Origin of the sequence: Pseudomonas sp. 22526 (genome assembly GCF_052044735.1) — a bacterium.
Lineage (GTDB): Bacteria > Pseudomonadota > Gammaproteobacteria > Pseudomonadales > Pseudomonadaceae > Aquipseudomonas > Aquipseudomonas piscium.
Genome location: NZ_JBQENK010000008.1, coordinates 74,425 through 98,525, shown reverse-complemented (window position 1 = coordinate 98,525; position 24,101 = coordinate 74,425). Strand labels below are relative to the sequence as shown.

The following is a 24,101-nucleotide window of genomic DNA, read 5'->3' as shown; positions in this document are numbered from 1 at the left end:
AAAACCTCATCAAACTCTTCAGGCGCATATCACTGCGGGTTGGCACGGGTGCTGGAAAGCAACGATTTCAAGCTGGCAGCCTTCGGCTTGACCAACCAGAAACGACGCAGGTAGTCATCGAGGTTCTCGGCCAGGTTACGGCCCCACTCGCTACCGGTTTCCTCGACGTATTCGTCCAGCACGCGCTGCAGGTGGCTGCGATAGGCTTCCATCGCTTCGCCGCTGATCCGCTGGATTTCCACCAGCTCGTGGTTGACCCGGTCAACGAAGGTGTTGTCCTGGTCGAGCACGTAGGCGAAACCGCCGGTCATGCCTGAGCCGAAGTTATAACCGGTCTTGCCCAGCACGCAGACGAAACCACCGGTCATGTATTCGCAGCAGTGATCGCCAGTGCCTTCCACCACGGTGTGGGCACCGGAGTTGCGCACGGCGAAACGCTCGCCTGCGGTACCGGCGGCGAACAGCTTGCCGCCGGTGGCGCCGTACAGGCAGGTGTTGCCGATAATCGCGCTGTCCTGAGTCTTGTAGGCGCTGCCTTGCGGCGGAACTATCACCAGCTTGCCGCCGGTCATGCCCTTGCCCACGTAGTCGTTGGCGTCGCCTTCGAGGTAGAGGTTCAGGCCGCCGGCGTTCCACACACCGAAGCTCTGACCGGCAGTGCCCTTGAAGCGGAAGGTGATTGGCGCCTTGGCCATGCCCTGGTTGCCGTGGACCTTGGCGATTTCGCCGGAGATCCGCGCACCGATGGAACGGTCGCAGTTGCAGATGTCGAGCGCGAACTCGGCACCGCTGAGGTCGTTGATCGCAGGCTTGGCCATGGCGACCATTTTCTCGGCCAGCAGGCCCTGGTCGAATGGCGGGTTGCGATCGACCTGGCAGAACTGCGGCTTGTCCGCCGGGATATGGTCACTGCCCAGCAGCGGGGTCAGGTCCAGGTGGTGCTGCTTGGCGGTCTGGCCTTCGAGGATTTCCAGCAGATCGGTGCGACCGATCAACTCTTCCAGCGAACGCACACCCAGCTTGGCCAGCCACTCACGGGTTTCTTCGGCGACGTAGGTGAAGAAGTTCACCACCATCTCGACGGTACCGATGTAGTGGTCCTTGCGCAGCTTCTCATTCTGAGTCGCGACGCCGGTGGCGCAGTTGTTCAGGTGGCAGATACGCAGGTATTTGCAACCCAGGGCAATCATCGGCGCGGTGCCGAAGCCGAAGCTTTCGGCGCCGAGGATTGCCGCCTTGATCACGTCGAGGCCGGTTTTCAGGCCGCCGTCGGTCTGCACCCGGACCTTGCCGCGCAGGTCGTTGCCGCGCAGGGTCTGGTGGGTTTCCGCCAGGCCCAGTTCCCACGGCGCACCGGCGTACTTGATCGAGGTCAGCGGCGAGGCGCCGGTGCCACCGTCGTAGCCGGAGATGGTGATCAGGTCGGCGTAGGCCTTGGCCACGCCAGCGGCGATGGTGCCGACGCCGGCTTCCGCCACCAGTTTCACCGAGACCAGCGCCTGCGGGTTGACCTGTTTCAGGTCGAAGATCAGCTGCGACAAGTCTTCGATGGAATAGATATCGTGGTGCGGCGGTGGCGAAATCAGGGTCACGCCAGGTACCGCGTAACGCAGCTTGGCGATCAGGCCGTTGACCTTGCCGCCAGGCAGCTGGCCGCCTTCGCCGGGCTTGGCGCCCTGAGCCACCTTGATCTGCAGCACTTCGGCGTTGACCAGGTATTCCGGGGTCACGCCGAAACGGCCGGTGGCCACCTGCTTGATTTTCGAACTCTTGATGGTGCCGTAGCGCGCCGGGTCTTCGCCGCCTTCGCCGGAGTTGGAACGCGCACCCAGGCGGTTCATGGCTTCGGCCAGGGCTTCGTGGGCTTCCGGCGACAGCGCGCCCAGGGAGATACCGGCGGAGTCGAAACGCTTGAGGATAGATTCCAGCGGCTCGACTTCGCTGATGTCCATCGGCGTGTCCAGGGTCTTCACCTTGAACAGGTCGCGGATCATCGACACCGGGCGGTTGTCCACCAGCGCGGTGTATTCCTTGAACTTGGCGTAGTCGCCCTGCTGCACGGCGGCTTGCAGGGTGTTGACCACGTCCGGGTTGTAGGCGTGGTATTCGCCACCGTGGACGAACTTCAGCAGGCCGCCTTGCTGGATCGGCTTGCGCGGGCTCCAGGCTTCGGTCGCCAGGGCTTTCTGCTCGGCTTCGATGTCGACGAAACGCGCGCCCTTGATGCGGCTCGGCACGCCACGGAAGCTCAGCTCGCAGACTTCCTCGGACAGGCCGATGGCTTCGAACAGCTGCGCACCGCGGTAGGACGCGATGGTCGAGATACCCATCTTCGACAGGATCTTCAGCAGGCCCTTGGTGATGCCCTTGCGGTAGTTCTTGAACACCTCGTAGAGGTCGCCCAGCACCTCGCCGGTGCGGATCAGGTCGCCCAGCACTTCGTAGGCCAGGAACGGATAGACCGCCGAGGCACCGAAACCGATCAGCACCGCGAAGTGATGCGGATCGCGCGCGGTGGCGGTTTCCACCAGGATGTTGGAGTCGCAGCGCAGGCCCTTCTCGGTCAGGCGGTGGTGCACCGCGCCGGTGGCCAGGGAAGCGTGGATCGGCAGCTTGCCCGGGGCGATATGGCGGTCGCTGAGCACGATCTGGGTGCGACCGGCGCGCACGGCTTCTTCCGCCTGGTCCGCCACGTTGCGGATCGCCGCTTCCAGGCCGAGGCTTTCCTCGTAGTTCAGGTCGATGACCTGACGCTCGAAGCCCGGACGGTCGAGGTTCATCAGCGAGCGCCACTTGGCGGGCGAGATCACTGGCGAGCTGAGGATCACGCGGGAAGCATGCTCAGGCGATTCCTGGAAGATGTTGCGCTCGGCACCGAGGCAGATCTCCAGGGACATGACGATAGCTTCGCGCAGCGGGTCGATCGGCGGGTTGGTGACCTGGGCGAACTGCTGGCGGAAGTAGTCGTACGGCGTGCGCACACGCTGGGACAGCACGGCCATCGGCGTGTCGTCGCCCATGGAGCCGACCGCCTCGTAGCCTTGCTCGCCCAGAGGACGCAGCACCTGGTCACGCTCCTCGAAAGTGACCTGGTACATCTTCATGTACTGCTTGAGCTGGTCGACGTCGTAGAACGCCGAACCATGGTCGTTGTCTTCCATGGTCGCCTGGATGCGCAGGGCATTCTTGCGCAGCCATTGCTTGTACGGATGACGAGACTTCAGGCGGTTGTCGATGGCGTCGGTATCGAGGATCTGCCCGGTTTCGGTGTCCACGGCGAAGATCTGGCCCGGGCCGACACGGCCCTTGGCGATCACGTCTTCGGGCTGGTAGTTCCAGACGCCGATTTCCGAAGCCAGGGTGATGAAACCGTTCTTGGTGGTAACCCAGCGCGCCGGGCGCAGGCCGTTACGGTCGAGCAGGCAGACGGCGTAGCGGCCATCGGTCATGACCACGCCCGCGGGGCCGTCCCACGGTTCCATGTGCATGGAGTTGTATTCATAGAACGCGCGCAGGTCGGCGTCCATGGTCTCGACGTTCTGCCACGCTGGCGGAATGATCATCCGCACGCCACGGAACAGGTCGATGCCGCCGGTGACCATCAGCTCCAGCATGTTGTCCATGCTCGAGGAGTCGGAACCCACGCGGTTGACCAGCGGGCCGAGTTCTTCCAGATCCATCAGGTCGTTGGTGAACTTGGTGCGCCGGGCCTGGGCCCAGTTGCGGTTGCCGGTGATGGTGTTGATCTCGCCGTTGTGGGCGAGGAAGCGGAACGGCTGCGCCAGCGGCCATTTCGGCAGGGTGTTGGTGGAAAAGCGCTGGTGAAACACGCAGATCGCGGTTTGCAGGCGCGCATCGCCCAGGTCCGGATAGAAGGCGGCCAGGTCGGCCGGCATCATCAGGCCTTTATAGATGATGGTCTTGTGGGAAAAGCTGCAGATGTAGTGGTCGGTATCGGCGGCGTTGGCCACCGACGAACGACGACGGGCACTGAACAGCTTGACCGCCATGTCCTGGTCACTCAGACCTTCGCCGCCGATGTAGATTTGTTCGATCTGCGGCAGGCGCTCCAGGGCCAGACGGCCGAGAACGCTGGTATCGATCGGCACTTTGCGCCAGCCGATCAGTTGCAGGCCTTCGGCCAGGATCTCGCGGTTCATGTTCTCGCGAGCGGCTTCGGCCTTGGCCGGATCCTGGTTGAAGAAGACCATGCCCACGGCATATTGCTTGGGCAATTCGACACTGAAGGTTTCCTGGGCAATGGCTCGCAGGAACGCGTCAGGCTTCTGAATCAGCAGACCGCAACCGTCGCCGGTCTTGCCGTCCGCGTTGATCCCACCGCGGTGGGTCATGCAGGTCAGGGCCTCGATGGCCGTTTGCAAAAGGGTATGACTGGGTTCGCCCTGCATATGGGCTATCAGACCGAAACCGCAGTTATCCTTGAATTCATCTGGTTGGTACAGACCTGCTTTCATAGACACTTTCTCACCAGGCTGCCTCTTATCGAGACAAATTTCTTTTCAATTCAACCAGTTACCATCCGCGCCGAACGTACGCCGGCTTTGCGGGGGCAAAAGGGAGGTCATTGTACACACCGACACAGACGCCCACAAATTTGACGACGAAATGTCGCAAATCTATGTCGCATTCATGAAAGGTTTAAAGCGATATGCTGTGCTAGTCAAAACTTTTTTAGTTCGGACCGCGACGACTCAAAAGCTACTGTGACGCAGACACCACAAGGCACGCGGCCTTGAAGGCAGCATGCGCATGCGGATTTTTTTGAGGTGCTGGGAGAGGCGGCCTGGGTAAGGCCGCCGAATCTTCAGCGAGTTGCTGCCAGTTCCTGTTGGACGCTGGCGACAGTGCGAGGCCAAGGTTTACCAGCCTGAACCTTCGCTGGCAAGGCCTTGATAGCGGTAACGGCTGCATCACGGCTGCTGAAGCTGCCATAAGTGATCACATACAGCGGTTTGCCGTTGAGGACTTTCTTGAAATAACGGTACTGAGCGCCCTGCTCCTTGACGAAGTTCTGCGCGGTCGCTTCAGAACTGGTGCCAAGGATCTGCACGACGTAGTTGCCTGGCGCCTGACCGGCGTACCAGCTACCGCCGGTAGCGGCCTTGGCCACGGTGACAGGCTTCTCGGCTGGCTTGGCGGCCGGTGCAGCCGGCTTGCTGACCGGAGCAGGAGCAGGCTTGACCACCGGAGCCGGCTTGGCGGCAGCGACCTGGGTCGGTGCAGGGGTCGGACGAACCTCAGGGGTTGGCGCCGGACCAGCCGGCACGCCCGCTGGTGGCGCGATGGTGGTCACGGTTGGCGGCGTGGCGCTGGAGCCCTCCACCGGCACGCCATCGTCACCCTCGGTGATCCCACCGGCGGCTTCGGCCAGAGGACCGCGCATCACCGGTTGCGACTGACCGACCAATGGCAGCGGCATTGGCTGGGAAGAACCGGCGAACTCGACAGCCGGGCTGCCATTGCTGTTCGGTTGCGGCGTCTGGCCCAGTGGTAGCTGAGCCTGTTCGTTGGCTGGCGCACCAGCAGTGCTTGGTGCCTTGCTGCGACCCGGCATCAGCCAGGCAGCGGCAACGGCTACCACTACCACTGCGGATATCGCCAATACGTGTTTCTTCGGCATATTGAACCCCATACTTGGACGCTTGACCGCTGAGCGGCTGGCAATCATGGCTTCGATCATTGCATCCCGGGCGACCTGGTTGATGTTGCCAGGCCAGCCATCGGAGCCTTCGTGAATATCACTGATCTGATCCGCGGAGAAAAGTTCGATACCACGCCCTGCGCCTTCGAGACGCTGCGCCAGGTATTCACGGGTTTCTTCTTCGGTGTAGGGCTGCAGTTCGATGACATGGAAGCGCTCTTCTTCCGCGCTCAGCAGCTCCAGGCCGGCAATCAGCGACGACTCGCCGAACAGGAACACGTGCGGACGACCTTCCGGTGCGCCGGCGGCGAGCGCCAGCAGCGCTTCGAGCGCCGACTCGTCGAGCTGCTCGGCGTCATCCACCAGCAGATAGACTTCCTGGCCGGTCAGCGCCAGTTGCACCACTTGCGCCAGGATCGGGCCGATCTCGGCCTGCTCGACGTTCAGCGCCTGGGCCACTTGGCGCAGCACGCCTGCCGCGTCGCCGGCACCACGGGCGGAAACCACCACGCTCTGTACCGATTGCTTGTTGGTGCTGGCGACCAGCGCCTGGCGCAGCAGCGTCTTGCCGCTGCCCTGCGGGCCGGTCACCACCAGCAGCAGTTGGCTGTAGCGCGCCAGGTGGTGCAGCTGCCCCAGCACCGGCTTGCGCTGGGCGGGGAAAAACTTGAAGCCAGGCACCCGTGGAGCGAAAGGGTCATGGCTCAACTGATAATGGCCGAGGAAGGCCTCGTCGGCATGCAAACTAGTCATGGGGATCTTATTAACCTTTAAGCTGAGCCAGGGCGCGGTAATCCGCTCCCAGCGTGGCCTGTAAAACCTCTTTCGGATAATCGTCGGTCACTACGGCTTCGCCCATGCGGCGCAACAGCACCAGACGCAAACGACCATCGATCACTTTCTTGTCAATTGCCATGTGTTCGAGAAAATCCGCTTCGGTCATTTCCTCAGGCGGAATGACCGGCAAGCCTGCGCGCTGGAACAGGCGAATACCGCGGTCACGCTCCTCGGCGGTGATCCAGCCAAGGCGTGCGGACATCTCCAGCGCCATTACGGTGCCAGCAGCGACCGCTTCACCATGCAGCCAGACACCATAGCCCATGTGGGTTTCGATGGCGTGGCCGAAGGTATGCCCCAGGTTCAGCGTGGCGCGTACGCCGGACTCACGCTCGTCGGCGCCGACCACGGCCGCCTTGGCCGCGCAGGAGCGTTCGATGGCATAGGTCAGCGCCTGCTGGTCCAGGGCTCGCAAGCGGTCGACGTTGTCTTCAAGCCAGGTAAGGAAGGGCTCGTCGCAGATCAGACCGTACTTGATGACTTCCGCCAGGCCTGCCGACAGCTCGCGAGCCGGCAGGGTATTGAGCGAGGCGGTATCGATCAGCACCACGTTCGGCTGATAGAAAGCGCCCACCATGTTCTTGCCCAGCGGATGGTTGATACCGGTCTTGCCACCCACCGACGAATCGACCTGGGACAGCAAGGTGGTAGGAATCTGGATGAAATCGACGCCGCGCTGGTAGCAGGCCGCGGCAAAACCGGCCATGTCGCCGATCACACCGCCACCGAGGGCGATGATCGTGGTCCGGCGGTCGTGCCGTGCGGTCAGCAGGCCATCGAAAATGAGCTGCAGGGTTTCCCAGTTCTTGAACGCTTCGCCGTCGGGCAGAACCACCGAGATCACCGAGAACTGCGCAAGGCTGCGTTTCAGACGCTCAAGGTACAGCGGCGCTACGGTTTCATTGGAAACGATCGCCACTTGCCGCCCGGCGATGTGGGGAGCCAGCAACTCGGGCCGGTCCAACAAACCTTCGCCAATATGAATCGGGTAGCTACGCTCGCCTAGATCGACCTTAAGTGTCTGCATGTGTCCCCACAGTGAAGATGGAAGCTGGTGTCCTGCCTTACGTTAACGACTGGCATCGCCTGGTTTTCTGACGCTGCGCAATAGCCATGCGCCACAACCGCAAGCGATCATGGCAAGGCGCCGAGAATAGCGCATTTCACGCTGCGCATTAACGGGGAGGCAGTTGCTGCAGGCGGTCCAGTATGTCCAGCACCACCATGCGCGGTGGCCGTTCATCGGTTTCAACCACCAGGTCGGCGATTTCCCGATAAAGCGGATCGCGAATCGCCAACAGGTCCCGCAGGGTCTTCGCCGGATCGGCCGTGCGCAGCAACGGTCGATTGCGATCCCGGGCGGTACGACCGACCTGCTGCTCCACCGAGGCATGCAGATAGACCACACGCCCCCCGGCATGCAGCGCCAGGCGGTTGGCTTCACGCATCACCGCGCCGCCACCGGTCGCCAGGACCACGCCATCGGCGGAGCACAGCTCGGCGATCATGGCCTGTTCCCGATCACGAAAGCCCAGCTCACCTTCCTTATCGAAGATCCACGGGATATTGGCGCCCGTGCGCAACTCAATTTCCTTATCGGAATCTTTGAATGGCAGGCGCAGCTCTTTGGCCAGCAAGCGACCAATGGTGCTTTTTCCAGCCCCCATTGGCCCAACAAGAATCAAATTTCGCACAGAATCAATGACTCACAGCAATCGCCTGGTTGTTCATGATACGCGGAGTGAGAAATACCAGCAGCTCGGATTTTTTCTCCGACACCACGTCACGCCGGAAAAGTCGGCCAAGATACGGCACATCGCCGAGAAATGGCACCTTATCTACAACCTTGCTTTGCGTATTGGAGAAAACTCCACCGATGACGATGGTTTCTCCGTCGTTGATCAGGACCTTGGCGTTGACCTCGTTTTTCTTGATTGGCGGCACGTCCTGGACCTTGTTCAGGTAGTCCGGCTCGTCCTTGGTGACCTTGACCTCCATGATGATGCGGTTATCCGGGGTGATCTGCGGCGTCACCTCCAAAGACAGCGAGGCCTCCTTGAAGGACACCGAGGTCGCCCCACTGGAAGCGGCTTCCTGATAGGGGATTTCCGTGCCCTTGAGGATCTTCGCCGTCTCCTTGTCGGACGTGACGACCTTGGGCTGGGAGACGATCTCCCCGTTACCGGTCTTTTCCATGGCCGTCAGTTCAAGGTCCAGCAACACGTTGTCGGTGATGAAGGCGATACCCAGGCCGGAGGTATTGGCGGTGGTGCCCAGATCGACGAAGGGTGAATTGCTGCTGGTACTGCCCGGCGTGCCTATGGTGGAAGAGCCGTTGGTGCCATTGCTGACTCCCGAGGCATTCCAGTTGCCCTGGTTCTGGATCGAACCGCCCCAGCGCACGCCCAGGCTTTTGTCGTAGTCGACGTTGGCCTCGACGATCCGCGCCTCGATCATCACCTGGCGCACCGGGATATCCAGCTGGCTGACAATCCGCCGCAGCTCGTCCAGGCGCTCCCGGGTCTGGTAGGCAATGATGTTATTGGTCCGTTCATCGACGGTGATCGAACCACGCTCGTCTGACTTGTCCTCGGCGCGGGTGACCGACTGGAACAACTTGGCGATCTCCGCGGCCTTGGCGTAGTTGACCTGCAGCAGTTCGCGCCGCAGCGGCTCCAGGTCGGCTATCTGCTTCTGCGACTCCAGTTCCTGGCGTTCGCGGGCGGCGATTTCATCGGCCGGCGCCACCAGCAACACATTGCCCACCTTGCGCTTGTCCAGCCCCTTGGTCTTGAGCACCAGATCGAGGGCCTGGTCCCACGGCACATTCTGCAGGCGCAAGGTAATGCCGCCCTGCACCGTATCGCTGGCCACCAGGTTGAGGTTGGTGAAGTCGGCGATCAGTTGCAGCACCGAGCGAACCTCGATGTCCTGGAAGTTCAGCGAGAGCTTTTCGCCGTTATAGGCCGAGCGCTCGGCGTTGCGCGTCTGCAGATCGCCCGAAGTCATCGGCCTGACGCTCACCGTAAGCTTGTTGTCCGTCTGGTAGGTCGAGTAATCGAAGGTACCGCCGGGCTCGATGCTGATGATGGCCTTGCCGGACTCCGCCCGGGCACTGACGAACTGCACCGGCGTGGCGAAATCCTTGACGTCCAGCCTGACCCGCAAGGGCTCTGGCAGGCGGGCCTTGGCGAAGGTGAGGACGAGCTTGCCGTCGCGCTCCTGTATATCCGGGCTCATTCCCGAATCGGAGAGGTCGATCAGCACATTGCCCTCGCCCTGCTCGCCGCGCTGGAAATCCACACTGCGAATCGACCGCCCTACGGAAGCCGCGGCCTTGGCCGGCCCGGACGCGACAGCGGGCAGCCCCGGTGCACTCTGCGCCGCCGTCGCCCCCTGGCCGATCACCACAAACAGTTGATTGCCGGCGACCCGGGTGCTGTAGGGCGCCAGCGCGACCAGATTGACCACCACCCGGGTACGCTGCCCCGACTCGACCACCGTCACGCTGCGCGCATTGCCATTGCCCAGATCGCGGCTCTTGTTCGCCAGCTGGCTGACGACACCCGGCAGATCGAGGGCAATCCGCGCCGGCTGGTCGGTGGTATAACCCCGCGGCTCGGGCACCGGGCCATCGAAGGTGAGCTTCAACTCCAGGCGATCCCCCGGCAGTGCCGCGACATCCAGGGCCTTGAGGCTGGCCGCCATGGCCATCGGTGAAAGCAGCGCCATCCATAGCGCAATACCGAAGGCTGAAAAGATCCTGTTCATGATGCGAGTTCCACTATGAATGCTCTTTTAATGGAATGGTCCGTGGTCGCTCCAGCCACGCTCCCGCTCCATCGGGAACAATCTCGACCACCTCGACCTGTGAATCGCTGATCGCGACAATCCGCCCATCGTTACGCCCCAGGTAGTCGCCGACCTTCAGCCGATGCACGCCACTGGCACCGCGCAACAGCGCAAAGAAGCCGGAGGCGTTGGAAAGAGTGCCCACCATCTCGAACTGCTCGATGCTGAAGCCCTCGAGATACTGCTTGCTGCGGTTCGGATCCGGCTTGACCGCGGGCGAGCCTGCCCGGCGTCCCGCCAGGTCGACTCGGACCGCAGGCTGGAACGGGCTGCGCAAGGGTGCGGCGTTATAGGTGAACCTTGGGTAAGACCCGAATGCCGGCATTGGTTCAATCTCACCGGGCGGCCGTAACCGCACCTCGTTCATGTAGGCATCCAGATCGCTGAAGTCGTCATCGCCGCCACAACCGGCCAACCCGACAAGGATCAGCCCAAGCGACAAGCCGCGAAGACACTTCATGGACGGGGCACCTTGTAGCGGTAAGTCCGGGCCAGAATGTTCATGCGCAGCTTGGAAGCGACTTCCGGCGTGACCGGTTTGATCTCGAAATCATGCAGGGTGACGATTCGCGGCAAGCCGGCCACGCCACTGACAAAAGTCGCCAGTTCGTGATAGCCGCCAGTGACCGTGATCAGGATCGGCAATTCGACGTAAAACGGCTGGACCAGCTCCGGCAACAACTTGATCTCTTCGAATTCCAGCCCGCTGCCAAGCCCGGTGCGACTGATGTCTTCAAGCAGGCCTGGCACTTCGGTATCGCTGGGCAACTGGCGCAGCATGAGGTCAAAGGCGGTTTCCATGGCCTTCATCTGTTCGGTGTAGGGCCCCAGGTTGGCCACCAGGCGCGCCTTACTGGCGAACTGCTGTTTCAGCACGGCCTCGTCCGCCCGGCGCTGGTCGAGTTGCAGCAACAGATCCTTGAGGTACAGGTTGTAGCCGAGGGCCAGCACCAGCAGCATGACCAGCGCCGCGATCACGCCTTTGACCAGCGCCGGCCACGCCCCCATGTTGCTCATTTCCAGTTCGCCGAGATCGATCCGGCGCATTTGCGCCCAGCCGTCGGACAGGCTCATTGCCCATCCTCGCCCATGGCAGGCCGGGTCTGATGGACGGTCAACTGAAACACATTGACCTGGTCGGCGTTGTCCGCCCCGGCGGCCTTAACCTCCGTGAGGCTCGGCGCGTCGAACCAGTCGGAGGCGTCCAGGTTGCGCATCAGGTCGGAAACACGATGGTTCGATTCCGCCGCCCCGGTGATGGAGAGGGTCTGCCCGCTCATCCTCACATCGGTGAAATACACCCCGTCCGGCAGGGTGCGGGCCAACTGGTCGAACACCCGCGCGCTGGTGGAGCGATTGCCTTGCAGGTCCTGGATGATCTTCATCCGTTCCACCAGTTGCTCGCGATGCAGCTTCAGCTCGCCGATCTTGGCGATTCGCTGATCGAGCAAGGTGATCTGCGCCCCAACGTGGTTGTTGCGCGCCAGTTGCCTGTCGATCGCCCGGTCGATGATCCTGTCGCCGGCAAACAGCGCCCCCAGGGCCACCGCCGCCGCAGCCGCCAGGGCCAGGAGAAAGTGCCGACGCCGCTGTTCACGCCGCGCCTCGCGCCAGGGAAGAAGATTGATCCGCGCCATCAGTCGAAACTCCGCAAGGCCAGGCCACAGGCGATCATCAGGGACGGAGCCTCGCTGGCCAGGGCCGCGGCATCGACCTTGCCGCCGATGCTCATGCCAGCGAAGGGGTTGGCAATCAGCACGGGCAAGCCCAGGCGCTGCTCGATCAACGGCGCAAGCCCCGGAACCGAGGCGCTGCCACCCGCCAACAGGATGGAATCGACCTGGCGCTGCGGTCCGGAGGCCTGGAAAAACTGCAACGAGCGCGAAACCTGCTGCACGACCGCCTCCTGAAAGGGTTGCAGCACCTCACTGGCATAGTCGTCCGGCAGGCCGCCCTGCTTTTTCGCCAGGCCGGCCTCTTCTTTCGACAGCCCGTAACGACGCTGGATGTGTTCGGTCAACTGGTGCCCGCCAAACAGCTGCTCGCGGGAATAGATGATCTGCCCTTCATGCACAACGCTCAGAGTGGTCAGGGTGGCTCCGATATCGACCAGCGCCACGGTCCGGGCAACCGGCGACCCGGCCGCCAGGGCAAACGAGCGCTCCAGCGCGCAGGCTTCCAGGTCCACCACCCGCGCCGTCAGCCCGGCGAGCTCGAGCGCCGCCTCGCGAACTTCGATGTGCTCCTTGCGGCAGGCCGCCAACAGCACATCGACCCGCTCGGGATTACGCGCCGAATAGCCGAGGACGTCGAAATCGATGGCGGCCTCCTCCAGCGGATAGGGAATGTACTGGTCGGCGTCGACCTTGAGCTGGCTCTCCCGATCGTCATCGGAAAGTCCGGCCTCCATCTCGATGACCTTGCTGATCACCGCCGAACCGGCCATCGCCAGCGCCGCGTGCTTCGCTCCCGGCCGGGCCCTGGCCAGCAGGCGAGACAGGGCATGCCCCACCCCTTCGGGCTCGACGATGTTTTTTTCGACCACGGCGTTGGCCGGCAACGGCTCCACCCCATAGGCCTCGACCCGAAAGCGGTTGCCGACCCGGCTCAACTCAAGAAGCTTGACCGAGGTGGAGCTGATATCGATCCCCAGAAGGGAACTCGCCTTTTTGCTGAAGAGTCCTAGCACTACCAATTCCCTATGACTATCCGTGACTTACGGACTCTGGAATATCCATTGCGTTCAATCGCCACGTCTTGACAGACGGGCAAATGACGCTCTCGACGGAAAAATGCTTATAATGCCCAGCGATTTTTCCGCGATTTATCTGCTGCGTGAGCCGATTCCTGACTGTGAATACCTGACGCCTAATTCATTCCTTTCTCTGGAAATCCAAAAGCCTTGATTCGTCTGCTGAAGTTTTTCGGGTGGTCCATCGTCGCTGTGTTCTGCGGGCTGCTCCTCGCTCTCTCCGGCGCGTTTCTCTATCTTAGTCCTGGGTTACCGTCGGTAGAGGCGCTCAGAAGTATCCAGTTGCAGATTCCCCTGCGGGTGTACAGCAGCGACGGCAAGTTGATCGCAGAATTCGGTGAAATGCGCCGCACTCCGATCCGTTTCGCCGACATTCCCCCCAACTTCATCAATGCGTTACTAAGTGCTGAAGACGACAATTTCGCCAACCACTACGGCGTCGATCCCAGCAGCCTGATGCGGGCCGCGACCCAACTGGTCAAAAGCGGGCACATCCAGTCCGGCGGCAGCACCATCACCATGCAGGTGGCGAAGAACTTCTTCCTGAGCAGCGAACGCAGCTTCTCGCGCAAGACCACCGAGATCCTCCTGGCCCTGCAAATCGAGCGCCAACTGACCAAGGACGAGATCCTCGAGCTGTACGTCAACAAGATCTACCTGGGTAACCGCGCCTACGGCATCGAAGCCGCAGCCCAGGTGTACTACGGCAAGTCGATTCGCGATGTCAGCCTGGCGCAGATGGCCATGATCGCCGGCCTGCCCAAGGCCCCGTCGCGCTTCAACCCGCTGGCCAACCCGGCGCGCAGCAAGGAGCGTCGCGACTGGATCCTCGGGCGCATGTACAAGCTCGGCAAGATCAGCGAGGCCGATTACCAGGCCGCCGTGGCCGAGCCGCTGAACGCCAGCTATCACGTACCGACGCCGGAAGTGAGCGCGCCGTATATCGCCGAAATGGCCCGTGCCGAGATGGTCGGCCGTTACGGCAGTGACGCCTACACCGAAGGTTTCCGCGTCACCACCACGGTACCCAGCGACCTGCAGGAACTGGCCAACACCGCCGTCCATGAAGGCCTGATCACCTACGACCAGCGCCATGGCTACCGCGGCCCCGAGTCGCGCCTGCCCGGCAAGACCCACGCCGCCTGGGCCCAGGAACTGACCAAGCAACGCAGCATCAGCGGCCTGGAGCCGGCGATCGTCACCCAGGTCGACAAGAATGGCCTGCAGGTACTGACCCGCACCGGCGAAGAGCACGTGGGCTGGGACAGCATGAAATGGGCGCGCCCGTTCCTGAACACCAACAGCATGGGCGCCGCGCCCAAGCAGCCGAGCGATGTCGCCCAGGTCGGCGACCTGATTCGCGTGCAGCGCCAGGCGGACAACTCGCTCAAGTTCCGCCAGATCCCGGTCGTTCAGGGCGCGCTGGTGTCCCTCGATCCGCAAAACGGCGCCATTCGCTCGCTGGTGGGCGGTTTCGCCTTCGAGCAGAGCAACTACAACCGGGCGCTGCAGGCCAAGCGCCAACCCGGTTCGAGCTTCAAGCCCTTCGTCTATAGCGCCGCTCTGGATAATGGCTACACCGCCGCCAGCCTGGTGAACGATGCGCCAATCGTGTTCGTCGACGAGTACCTGGACAAGGTCTGGCGTCCGAAAAACGACACCAACACCTTCCTCGGCCCGATCCGCATGCGCGAGGCGCTGTACAAGTCGCGCAACCTGGTTTCGATCCGCCTCCTGCAAAGCCTGGGCGTGGACCGCACCATCGACTACATCAGCAAGTTCGGCTTCAACAAACAGGACCTGCCGCGCAACCTGTCGCTGGCCCTGGGCACCGCAACCCTGACCCCGATGGAAATCGCCACCGGCTGGAGCGTGTTCGCCAACGGCGGCTACAAGGTCACGCCGTACATCATCGACAAGATCGAAAGCCGCAACGGCGAAACCCTGTTCACCGCCAACCCGCCGAGCGTACCGGTTGGCGACACGGCCAGCAGCGGGATCGCGGTACCGACAGAACAGAGCTTCACGGTGAACAGCGTCCCTGGCGAAACCCCGAGCCAGGCCCCTGTGCAGGCACCCGCGGTGGCCGAACGCATCATCGACGGCCGCACCACCTACATCCTCAACAGCATGCTGGAAGACGTGATCAAGCTCGGTACCGGGCGACGCGCCCTGGCCCTGGGCCGTACCGACCTGGCCGGCAAGACCGGGACCACCAACGAATCCAAGGACGCCTGGTTCTCCGGCTACAACGCCGACTACGTGACCACGGTCTGGACCGGTTTCGACCAGCCGGAGAGCCTGGGTCGCCGCGAATACGGCGGCACCGTAGCCCTGCCGATCTGGATGAACTACATGGGCGCAGCCCTCAAGGACAAGCCGGCCCATACCCAGGCCGAGCCGGAAGGCATTCTCAGCCTGCGGGTCGATCCGGTCAGCGGCCGCGCCGCGACGCCGGGCACGCCGAACGCCTACTTCGAACTGTTCAAGAGCGAAGACACACCGCCTTCGGTCAACGAGCTGGGCAATGGCTACGCCCCTGGCAGCCCACTGCCGGCGGACGAGTCGGCGCCGATCGATCTGTTCTGACCGCCTGATAACCGCAGCGCAGCCAATCGCGGGNNNNCGACGAGGCCGCCATGGATCACTCCAATCTACGGCAATACCCACAAAAAAGCCCCGACTCTCGCGAGCCGGGGCTTTTTTTGTTCAACGCGTCTTCGGCTTAGCCGTTGAACACGTCATCCACGCTTTTCAGCGGGTAGTTCTTCGGATACGGCAGGGTCGCCACGCCGGTCTCGATCGCGGCCTTGGCCACGGCGTCGGAGATCACGGTGATCAGACGGGCATCCATTGGCTTCGGAATGATGTACTCACGGCCGAATTCCAGCTTGATGCCGCCGTAGGCGTCGCACACTTCCTGAGGCACCGGCAGCTTGGCCAGTTCGCGCAGGGCGTTGGCCGCGGCCACTTTCATTTCTTCGTTGATGCGCTTGGCGCGAACGTCCAGGGCACCACGGAAGATGAACGGGAAGCCCAGCACGTTGTTGACCTGGTTCGGGTAGTCCGAACGGCCGGTAGCCATGATCACGTCGCTACGGGTGGCGTGCGCCAGTTCCGGGGCGATTTCCGGATCAGGGTTCGAGCAGGCGAACACGATCGGGTTGGCCGCCATGGAGCTCAGGCCTTCGGCGCTCAGCAGGTTCGGGCCGGACAGGCCAACGAACACGTCCGCGCCTTTCAGGGCGTCAGCCAGGGTGCGCTTGTCAGTGGTGTGGGCGAAGACCGCCTTGTACTGGTTCAGGTCGTCGCGGCCGGAGTGAATCACGCCGGTACGGTCGACCATGAAGATGTTTTCGATCCGCGCGCCCATGCTCACCAGCAGCTTCATGCAGGAGATGGCGGCGGCGCCGGCGCCCAGGCAGACGATCTTCGCGTCCGGCAGGGTTTTGCCAGCGATTTCCAGGGCGTTGATCATGCCGGCCGCGGTCACGATAGCGGTGCCGTGCTGGTCATCGTGGAATACCGGAATGTCGCACTGCTCGATCAGGGCGCGCTCGATCTCGAAGCACTCTGGCGCCTTGATGTCTTCCAGGTTGATGCCACCGAAGGTGATGGAGATGCGCTTGACGGTGTCGATGAAGGCTTGCGGGCTTTCGGAGTCGACTTCGATGTCGAATACGTCGATGCCGGCGAAGCGCTTGAACAGCACGCCCTTGCCTTCCATCACCGGCTTGGAAGCCAGCGGGCCGAGGTTACCCAGGCCGAGAATCGCGGTGCCATCGGAAATGACTGCAACCAGGTTGCCCTTGCCGGTGTATTTGTAGGCCAGTTCAGGATCGCGGGCGATTTCGCGTACTGGTTCGGCTACGCCGGGGCTGTAGGCCAGCGACAGGTCGCGGGCGGTAGCGGTGGCCTTGGTGAGCTCGACACTCAGTTTCCCTGGACGGGGATTGGCGTGATATTCGAGAGCGGCAGTTTTCAGATCAGACATGTGGGCATTCCGCTTTTTACTGTTGGACAGACGGACCGCCGAGGATACGCGTGTCGCAAAGTCCCTACAAGACTGACCAGTCACCCCTGTCAAGGCCCGCGGGCTACGACTTTGGGCCAAGAGCCACGGAACACAAGGGGTAGACTGTTCACAATCGAAATAAAAAATGTCTACAATTTTTTATTTATTGAACCAGCTGGAACATTCCGGGATGGGTCAACGGCAACATCCAGCGTGCCTGGCCCGATTTCAAACCGCCCTTGCGTGAACGGTCGAGCACCCAGCCGCGTGCCTCGATCTGCTGCCCCGGCAGGCGATCCAGCTGCGCAACATCGAATTGGCCAAGCAGATTGGGTGCAATGCGCAATACAACCGAATCCTGCAATTCGATCCAGACGCCGCCCCGATTGCGTTGCACCTTGCTCACCCGGCCACTGAGCAGCGCAAACCCGGAGGTGTTTATCTGATCCGCTTTCAGTACAGACGATTGCCGCCACAACCCCAGCCGGGCCTGACGAGCGCTACGCTCGGCGGCTTGCTGGCAACTGAACAAATCGACGTTCGGCGCTACCGCCACCTGGTATCCCAGGCCTTCGGCAAGCAATTGCGCTTCAAGGTTGGCGCCATCGGCGCCATAGACATGGGCCAGGGTCCGCCCATAGTGATCTTTGCTTTCCCGACCGGGGAGCAGGCCAACCCGGCCGTTGCTGGCCTTCACCAGTGCCTGCAGACGCTGGCGGGCGGCAACCGCGAAGGGCTCGTCGGTGCGGCCTTTTTTACCCAGTTCCGGCGCATTGAGGCCGATCATGCGCACGCTGCGACCATCGGCGAGACGCAAGGTGTCGCCATCGACCACCCGCTGGACCTGTACGGAGGCCAGCCCAACCGGCGCCGGGCAGAATGCCTGGGCGCTGGAGAACCAAATCGCGGACATAAAAAAGGCGCCCGCAAGGGACGCCTTTTTCATCAGCGAGGAGAAGCTGAAACAGCTTTCCAGACCGATCAGCCTTAGGCCTTTTTCGCGCCGAAAGCGCCGAAACGGTCGGCGAACTTCTGAACGCGGCCGCCGGTGTCCAGAGTCTTCTGCTTACCGGTGTAGAACGGGTGGCATTCGTTGCAAACGTCGATCGCCAGCGGCTTAGCGAAGGTCGAACGAGTTTCGAACTTGTTGCCGCAGCTGCAGGTTACGGCAACTGCTGGGTATTCTGGATGGATATCGGCTTTCATGGTGTCTTCCTCAGGCTAGCGTGCCGCCACCCAACACTATTGTTGAATACCGCACGTAATTAGGCCGCGGATTCTACCAGACCTTTGCAATCACGCAAGCTGTCCCTCGCACCGACCGTCTGCTAGGCTCCGGGCCTTCTTTACCGCCTGTTCAATGAGATTTCCCCGCGTGCCCGACGCCATTCTGCGCCTCGCCCTGCCCTCGCCCCTGCGCCGCCTATTCGACTACCGGGCCCCGGCCGGCGTGCGGCGTACCCAACTGCATCCGGGCATGCGCCTGCGAGTGCCGTTCGGTCGCCGGGAGATGATCGGCATCCTGGTCGAAGTCACGGACAGCAGCGAAGTCCCCGCCGAGAAACTCAAACCGGCACTGGCCCTGCTGGACGCCACCCCGCCGCTGCCGTCCACGCTGTTCAAGCTGTGCCTGTGGACCGCGCAGTACTACCAGCACAGCCTCGGCGACACCCTGAGCTGGGCGCTTCCGGTCCTGCTGCGCCAGGGCGAACCGGCCGAGGCCCGGCAAGAACGCTTCTGGTCGGTCAGCCCCGGCGCCCGCCTCGACGACCCACGCATCGCCCGCGCCCCGCGCCAGCGCGAAGCCCTGGCAACCCTGGCCCAGCATCCTCACGGCGTCGCCCACCAATTGCTGAGCAAGCTGATGCTGAGCAAGGACAGCCTGGACCTGTTGCTGGCCAAGGACCTGGTACAGGTGGAAGTCCGCCGGCATGCCCCCGGCGAGCGCCACGAACATTGGCTGGCCCAACCGGAACTGCCGCTCAACAGCGAACAACGCGCCGCCTATGAGGCCATCCGCTCCGGCTTCGACAGTTATCACGCGTTCCTGCTGGCCGGGGTCACCGGCAGCGGCAAGACCGAGGTCTATCTGCAGCTGATCCGCGAAACCCTGGAAGCCGGCAAGCAGGCGCTGGTGCTGATCCCGGAGATCAACCTCGGGCCGCAGACCCTGGCGCGCTTCGAGCAACGCTTCAACGCGCGCATCGCCCTGCTGCACTCGGCGGTCAACGACCGCGAGCGCCTGGATGCCTGGCTGGCGGCCCGCGACGGCGAGGCTGACATTATTATCGGTACCCGCTCGGCGCTGTTCACGCCGATGAAGAACCCCGGGCTGATCATCATCGATGAAGAGCACGACGGCTCCTATAAACAGCAGGAAGGCCTGCGCTACCACGCCCGCGACCTGGCCCTGGTCCGCGCCCGCCAGGAAAACATCCCCATCGTGCTGGGCTCCGCCACCCCGTCGATGGAAAGCCTGCACAACGCCTACACCGGTCGCTATGGCCTGTTGCGCCTGAACGAGCGGGCCGGCGGCGCCAAGCAGCCGCGTTTCCTGCGCCTGGACGTGAAGAGCCGGCCGTTGGACAGCGGCATTTCCGGCCCCATGCAACAAGCTATCGGTCAGACCCTGGCGGCAGGCCAGCAGGTGCTGGTGTTCCTCAACCGCCGCGGCTTCGCGCCGACCCTGCTGTGCCATGACTGCGGCTGGATGTCCGAGTGCGAACGCTGCGACGCGCGGATGACCGTGCACCAGCGCTATGGCGAGCTGCGCTGCCACCATTGCGGCCACTCCGAACGCGTGCCGCGGCATTGCCCGAAATGCGGCAAGGTCGACCTGCGCCCGGTCGGTGCCGGTACCGAGCGCGCCGAAGAACGGCTGGCGATCCTGTTCCCGGACTACCCGGTACTGCGGGTCGACCGCGACAGCACTTCGCGCAAAGACGCGATGAACCAGTTGTTCGCCACTATCCAGAAGGGCCAGCCCTGCATCCTCGTCGGTACCCAGATGCTCGCCAAGGGGCACCACTTCCCGCGGGTGACCCTGGTCTCGATCCTCGATGCCGACGGCGGCCTGTTCTCCGGCGACTTCCGCGCCAGCGAACGCATGGCGCAGCTGATCGTCCAGGTGGCTGGCCGGGCCGGGCGGGCCGAAGAGCCGGGCAAGGTGATCATCCAGACCCACCTGGCCGACCATCCGCTGCTGGTGCAGCTGACCGAACAGGGCTACTTCGCCTTTGCCGAACAGGCCTTGAGCGAGCGCCGCGCCGCCGGCCTGCCGCCGTTCGCCCATCTGGCCCTGCTGCGCGCCGAGGCCCACAAGCCGGGACAGGCCGAAGGTTTCCTCGACGAAGCCTGCAGCGAGGCCGAGCGTTTATTGGCCCAGATGAACCTGGGCGGCATCGAGTTGCTGGGGCCGGTGCCGGCACCCATGGAGCGCCGGGCCGGGCGTTATCGCGCGCAACTGTTATTACAGGCCAATGCCCGGGCGCCGCTGCACAAGCTGCTGAGTCACTGGCTGCTGGTCCTGGAACAGATGCCCAGCGGGCGCCAGGTACGCTGGTCGCTGGATGTTGACCCTGTGGACCTGTATTGATAGAAAAACCGCCATCTCGGGCCAGCACACTTCTGTAGGAGCGAGGCTTGCCCGCGATAAGGCCCGAATAGCCACCGCACAGCCGGCTATAGTTGGCAAGCCCGTCTTCGCAACGGATAATGCCCAGTTTTTCCACCTGCGCATCGAAGCGCCGCCGCGCCAGCGGTTGAAAGAGAAGACCATGAAAGACACCATTCGCCAGCTCATCCAGCAAGCCATCACCCAACTCGTCACCGAAGGTGTGTTGCCAGAAGGCCTGACGCCGGCGATCCAGGTAGAAAACTCCCGCGACAAGACCCACGGCGACTTCGCCAGCAACATCGCCATGATGCTGGCCAAGCCGGCCGGCATGAAACCGCGCGACCTGGCGGAAAAAATCATCGCCGCCCTGCCCGCCGACGAGCAGGTCAGCAAGGCCGAGATCGCCGGCCCCGGCTTCATCAACTTCTTCCAGAACACCCAGGCCCTGGCCACCCGCCTGGACGCCGCCCTGGCCGATGCCCACCTCGGCGTGCGCAAGGCCGGCGCGTCGCAGCGCACCGTGGTCGACCTGTCGGCACCGAACCTGGCCAAAGAGATGCACGTCGGCCACCTGCGCTCGACCATCATTGGCGACGGCGTGGCGCGGGTCCTGGAGTTCCTCGGCGACGAAGTGATCCGCCAGAACCACGTGGGCGACTGGGGCACCCAGTTCGGCATGCTGATGGCCTACCTGCAGGAAAACCCGATCACCAGCGATGAGCTGTCGGACCTGGAGAACTTCTACCGCGCCGCCAAGCAGCGCTTCGACGAATCCGAAGAGTTCGCCGACCGCGCCCGCGGCCTGGTGGTCAAGCTGCAGGCCGGTGACGCGGACTGCCTGGAGCTGTGGACCAAGTTCAAGGACATCTCCCTGTCCCACTGCCAGAAGATCTACGAACTGCTGAACGTCAAACTGACCATGGCCGACGTGATGGGCGAAAGCGCCTACAACGACGACCTGATCAATGTGGTCAAGGATCTCAAGGCCAAGGGCCTGCTGGTCGAGAGCAACGGCGCCCAGTGCGTGTTCCTCGACGAGTTCAAGAACGCCGAAGGCGAGCCGCTGCCGGTGATCATCGTCAAAGCCGATGGCGGCTATCTGTACGCCACCACCGACCTGGCCGCCGTGCGCTACCGCAGCGGCAAACTCAAGGCCGACCGCGCGCTGTACTTCGTCGACCAGCGTCAGGCCCTGCACTTCCAGCAAGTGTTCGCGGTGGCCCGCAAGGCCGGCTTCGTGACCCACCCGATGGAAATGGAACACATGGGCTTCGGTACCATGAACGGCGCCGACGGCCGTCCATTCAAGACCCGCGACGGCGGCACCGTGAAGCTGATCGACCTGCTGACCGAAGCCGAAGAGCGCGCCTACAGCCTGGTCAAGGAAAAGAACCCGGAGCTGGCCGAGGCCGATCTGCGCAACATCGCCAAGGTAGTGGGCATCGACTCGGTGAAATACGCCGACCTGTCCAAGCACCGCACCAGCGACTACAGCTTCAACTTCGACCTGATGCTGAACTTCGAAGGCAACACCGCGCCTTACCTGCTGTACGCCTACACCCGCGCCGCCGGTGTGTTCCGCAAGCTGGGCAAGGACTTCAGCGAAGTACAGGGCCAGATCACCCTCGAAGCCGCCCACGAGCTGGAACTGGCGGCCAAGCTGGCGCAGTTCGGCGAAGTGCTGAACGGCGTGGCCGACAAGGGTACGCCGCACATCCTGTGCACCTACCTGTACGACGTGGCCGGGCTGTTCTCCAGCTTCTACGAGAACTGCCCGATCCTCAGTGCCGAATCGCCGACGCAGATGCAGAGCCGCTTGCGCCTCACCGAGCTGACCCGTCGTACCCTCAAGCAAGGTCTGGAGTTGCTGGGCCTGAAAGTTCTGGAGCAAATGTAAGTTGGCTGCCAAGAAAAAACCTGCACCCAAGCGTGGCGCCAGCCGTTACCAAGCTCCTGCAAAGCAACCGATCCCGGGTTGGTTGTGGATGGCCATCGGTCTGGCCGTGGGCGCCTTCATCGTGTTCCTGATGAAGCTGGAGCCAGGCAAGGGCGGTGACAGCGTCAAGCGCGAGCGGCTGGAGCAACAGAAAACCACCAAGATCGCCGAGGCCAACAAGACCCCGCCGAGCCCGCAGCAACCGGTGAAGCCGAAGTACGACTTCTACACCCTGCTGCCGGAATCGGAAGTGATAGTGCCGCCGGAAGCCGTGCCGGAAAAAACCCTGCCAACGCCGCAGACCGCGCCAGTGGTTCCGACCACGCCGGTGACCCCGGCGGAAGCGGCGAAGATCGACACCGCGCGGGCCCAGGCCGCCCTGGCCGGCATCACCCCGCCGCCCGCGNGCGCAGGTGGCGAAGGCCGCGCCGGTAACCAAGTTCTTCCTGCAGGCCGGTTCGTTCCGCAAGCAGGCCGATGCCGACAAGGTCCGCGCGCAGATCATCCTGCTGGGGCAATCGGTGTCCGTCGAGTCCGGCACCGTCAAGGACGAGACCTGGTACCGCGTACTGGTCGGCCCGTTCAGCAACCGCGAACAGCTGACCACCGCGCAGAAGCAATTGTCCGGCGCCGGCTTCAGCAACCTGCTGTTACAACAGCGCCAGAGCCGCTAAAGCGGCTGATCGCGAGNCAGGCCTTGTAGGAGCGAGCTTGCTCGCGATGGCGTCCTCATTGGCAGCGCCTCCCCCAGCAGCAAAGACCGCTCGTCCCACAGCCCCCGCCGCAGTTGAAAAACCCCACGTCACCCCCATATGAGTTTCCATCAGGGCATTTTCGCCCCGCAGCGTGGAGACTCTCCCCTTGACCACCATCGTTTCAGTCCGCCGCCACGGCAAAGTCGTCATGGGCGGCGACGGCCAGGTTTCCCTCGGCAACACCGTGATGAAAGGCAACGCGAAAAAGGTTCGTCGCCTGTATCACGGCCAGGTCATCGCCGGCTTTGCCGGGGCCACGGCTGACGCCTTCACCCTGTTCGAACGTTTCGAAGGCCAGCTTGAGAAGCATCAGGGGCACCTGGTACGCGCCGCCGTCGAACTGGCCAAGGAATGGCGCACCGATCGCTCCCTCAGCCGCCTCGAAGCCATGCTCGCGGTCGCCAACAAGGACGCATCCTTGATCATCACCGGCAACGGTGACGTGGTCGAACCAGAAGACGGCCTGATCGCCATGGGCTCCGGCGGCGCCTACGCCCAGGCCGCGGCCAGCGCCCTGCTGAAGAAAACCGACCTGTCGGCCCGCGAAATCGTCGAAACCGCCCTGGGCATCGCCGCCGACATCTGCGTATTCACCAACCACACCCAGACCATTGAGGAGCAGGATCTCGCGGAATAAGCCTGTTTCGGCCATCGCGCCACGGCATTCATTCTTGCT

At 63.0% G+C, this 24,101-nt stretch carries 16 protein-coding genes and 1 pseudogene; 5 read left to right on the top strand and 12 right to left on the bottom strand.

Features of this window, described 5'->3' with window-relative positions:
* Positions 1–29: 29 nt before the first annotated feature.
* The 9 genes from gltB to ACTJKT_RS14005 form a co-directional block, all read right to left on the bottom strand.
* On the bottom strand, positions 30–4,475 hold the full coding sequence (gltB, locus tag ACTJKT_RS14045; protein WP_440787518.1) for a glutamate synthase large subunit: 4,446 nt from the start codon (positions 4,473–4,475) through the stop codon (positions 30–32).
* A 350-nt stretch (positions 4,476–4,825) separates the two neighbouring features.
* Positions 4,826–6,415, bottom strand: coding sequence for an SPOR domain-containing protein (locus tag ACTJKT_RS14040; RefSeq protein WP_053277125.1), 1,590 nt, complete (start codon positions 6,413–6,415; stop codon positions 4,826–4,828).
* A 10-nt stretch (positions 6,416–6,425) separates the two neighbouring features.
* Positions 6,426–7,526, bottom strand: a complete 1,101-nt coding sequence (gene aroB / locus ACTJKT_RS14035) for a 3-dehydroquinate synthase (protein WP_016704447.1) — start codon at positions 7,524–7,526, stop codon at positions 6,426–6,428.
* 148 nt (positions 7,527–7,674) lie between these two features.
* On the bottom strand, positions 7,675–8,193 hold the full coding sequence (gene aroK, locus ACTJKT_RS14030; protein ID WP_440787517.1) for a shikimate kinase AroK: 519 nt from the start codon (positions 8,191–8,193) through the stop codon (positions 7,675–7,677).
* A 4-nt stretch (positions 8,194–8,197) separates the two neighbouring features.
* Positions 8,198–10,270, bottom strand: coding sequence for a type IV pilus secretin PilQ (pilQ, locus tag ACTJKT_RS14025; protein WP_440787516.1), 2,073 nt, complete (start codon positions 10,268–10,270; stop codon positions 8,198–8,200).
* A 13-nt stretch (positions 10,271–10,283) separates the two neighbouring features.
* Positions 10,284–10,811, bottom strand: coding sequence for a pilus assembly protein PilP (locus ACTJKT_RS14020; RefSeq protein WP_440787515.1), 528 nt, complete (start codon positions 10,809–10,811; stop codon positions 10,284–10,286).
* Positions 10,808–11,425, bottom strand: a complete 618-nt coding sequence (locus tag ACTJKT_RS14015; protein ID WP_440787514.1) for a type 4a pilus biogenesis protein PilO — start codon at positions 11,423–11,425, stop codon at positions 10,808–10,810. Before ACTJKT_RS14015 ends, ACTJKT_RS14020 begins: the two co-directional genes overlap by 4 nt.
* Positions 11,422–11,988 (bottom strand): PilN domain-containing protein, encoded by a 567-nt coding sequence (locus ACTJKT_RS14010; protein WP_440787513.1) that lies wholly within the window; start codon positions 11,986–11,988, stop codon positions 11,422–11,424. Before ACTJKT_RS14010 ends, ACTJKT_RS14015 begins: the two co-directional genes overlap by 4 nt.
* On the bottom strand, positions 11,988–13,040 hold the full coding sequence (locus ACTJKT_RS14005) for a pilus assembly protein PilM (protein WP_440787512.1): 1,053 nt from the start codon (positions 13,038–13,040) through the stop codon (positions 11,988–11,990). Before ACTJKT_RS14005 ends, ACTJKT_RS14010 begins: the two co-directional genes overlap by 1 nt.
* A gap of 216 nt (positions 13,041–13,256) precedes the next feature.
* Between ACTJKT_RS14005 and ACTJKT_RS14000 the strand changes: the two genes are divergently transcribed.
* Positions 13,257–15,692, top strand: coding sequence for a penicillin-binding protein 1A (locus tag ACTJKT_RS14000; RefSeq protein ID WP_440787631.1), 2,436 nt, complete (start codon positions 13,257–13,259; stop codon positions 15,690–15,692).
* A gap of 136 nt (positions 15,693–15,828) precedes the next feature.
* On the opposite strand, the gene ACTJKT_RS13995 is transcribed toward ACTJKT_RS14000, so the two are convergent.
* The 3 genes from ACTJKT_RS13995 to rpmE form a co-directional block, all read right to left on the bottom strand.
* Complete coding sequence (locus ACTJKT_RS13995) at positions 15,829–17,097, bottom strand: malic enzyme-like NAD(P)-binding protein (protein ID WP_025808196.1); 1,269 nt, start codon at positions 17,095–17,097, stop codon at positions 15,829–15,831.
* 184 nt (positions 17,098–17,281) lie between these two features.
* Complete coding sequence (locus ACTJKT_RS13990) at positions 17,282–18,064, bottom strand: thermonuclease family protein (RefSeq protein WP_440787511.1); 783 nt, start codon at positions 18,062–18,064, stop codon at positions 17,282–17,284.
* A 41-nt stretch (positions 18,065–18,105) separates the two neighbouring features.
* Positions 18,106–18,324, bottom strand: a complete 219-nt coding sequence (gene rpmE, locus ACTJKT_RS13985; RefSeq protein ID WP_007925855.1) for a 50S ribosomal protein L31 — start codon at positions 18,322–18,324, stop codon at positions 18,106–18,108.
* 169 nt (positions 18,325–18,493) lie between these two features.
* Here rpmE and ACTJKT_RS13980 point away from each other — a divergent pair, with 169 nt between their 5' ends.
* From ACTJKT_RS13980 to hslV, 4 genes and pseudogenes are all read left to right on the top strand, one after another.
* Entirely contained in the window at positions 18,494–20,713 is a 2,220-nt protein-coding gene (locus tag ACTJKT_RS13980) for a primosomal protein N' (protein WP_440787510.1), read from the top strand.
* Positions 20,714–20,894: 181 nt separating this feature from the next.
* The gene (argS, locus tag ACTJKT_RS13975; protein WP_440787509.1) at positions 20,895–22,631 is read left to right on the top strand and encodes an arginine--tRNA ligase; all 1,737 of its coding nucleotides are present in this window, start codon (positions 20,895–20,897) and stop codon (positions 22,629–22,631) included.
* Between the two features lies 1 nt (position 22,632).
* Positions 22,633–23,344 (top strand): annotated as a pseudogene (locus ACTJKT_RS13970) (SPOR domain-containing protein).
* 187 nt (positions 23,345–23,531) lie between these two features.
* The gene (gene hslV, locus ACTJKT_RS13965) at positions 23,532–24,062 is read left to right on the top strand and encodes an ATP-dependent protease subunit HslV (RefSeq protein ID WP_025808204.1); all 531 of its coding nucleotides are present in this window, start codon (positions 23,532–23,534) and stop codon (positions 24,060–24,062) included.
* The last annotated feature ends 39 nt before the right edge of the window (positions 24,063–24,101 follow it).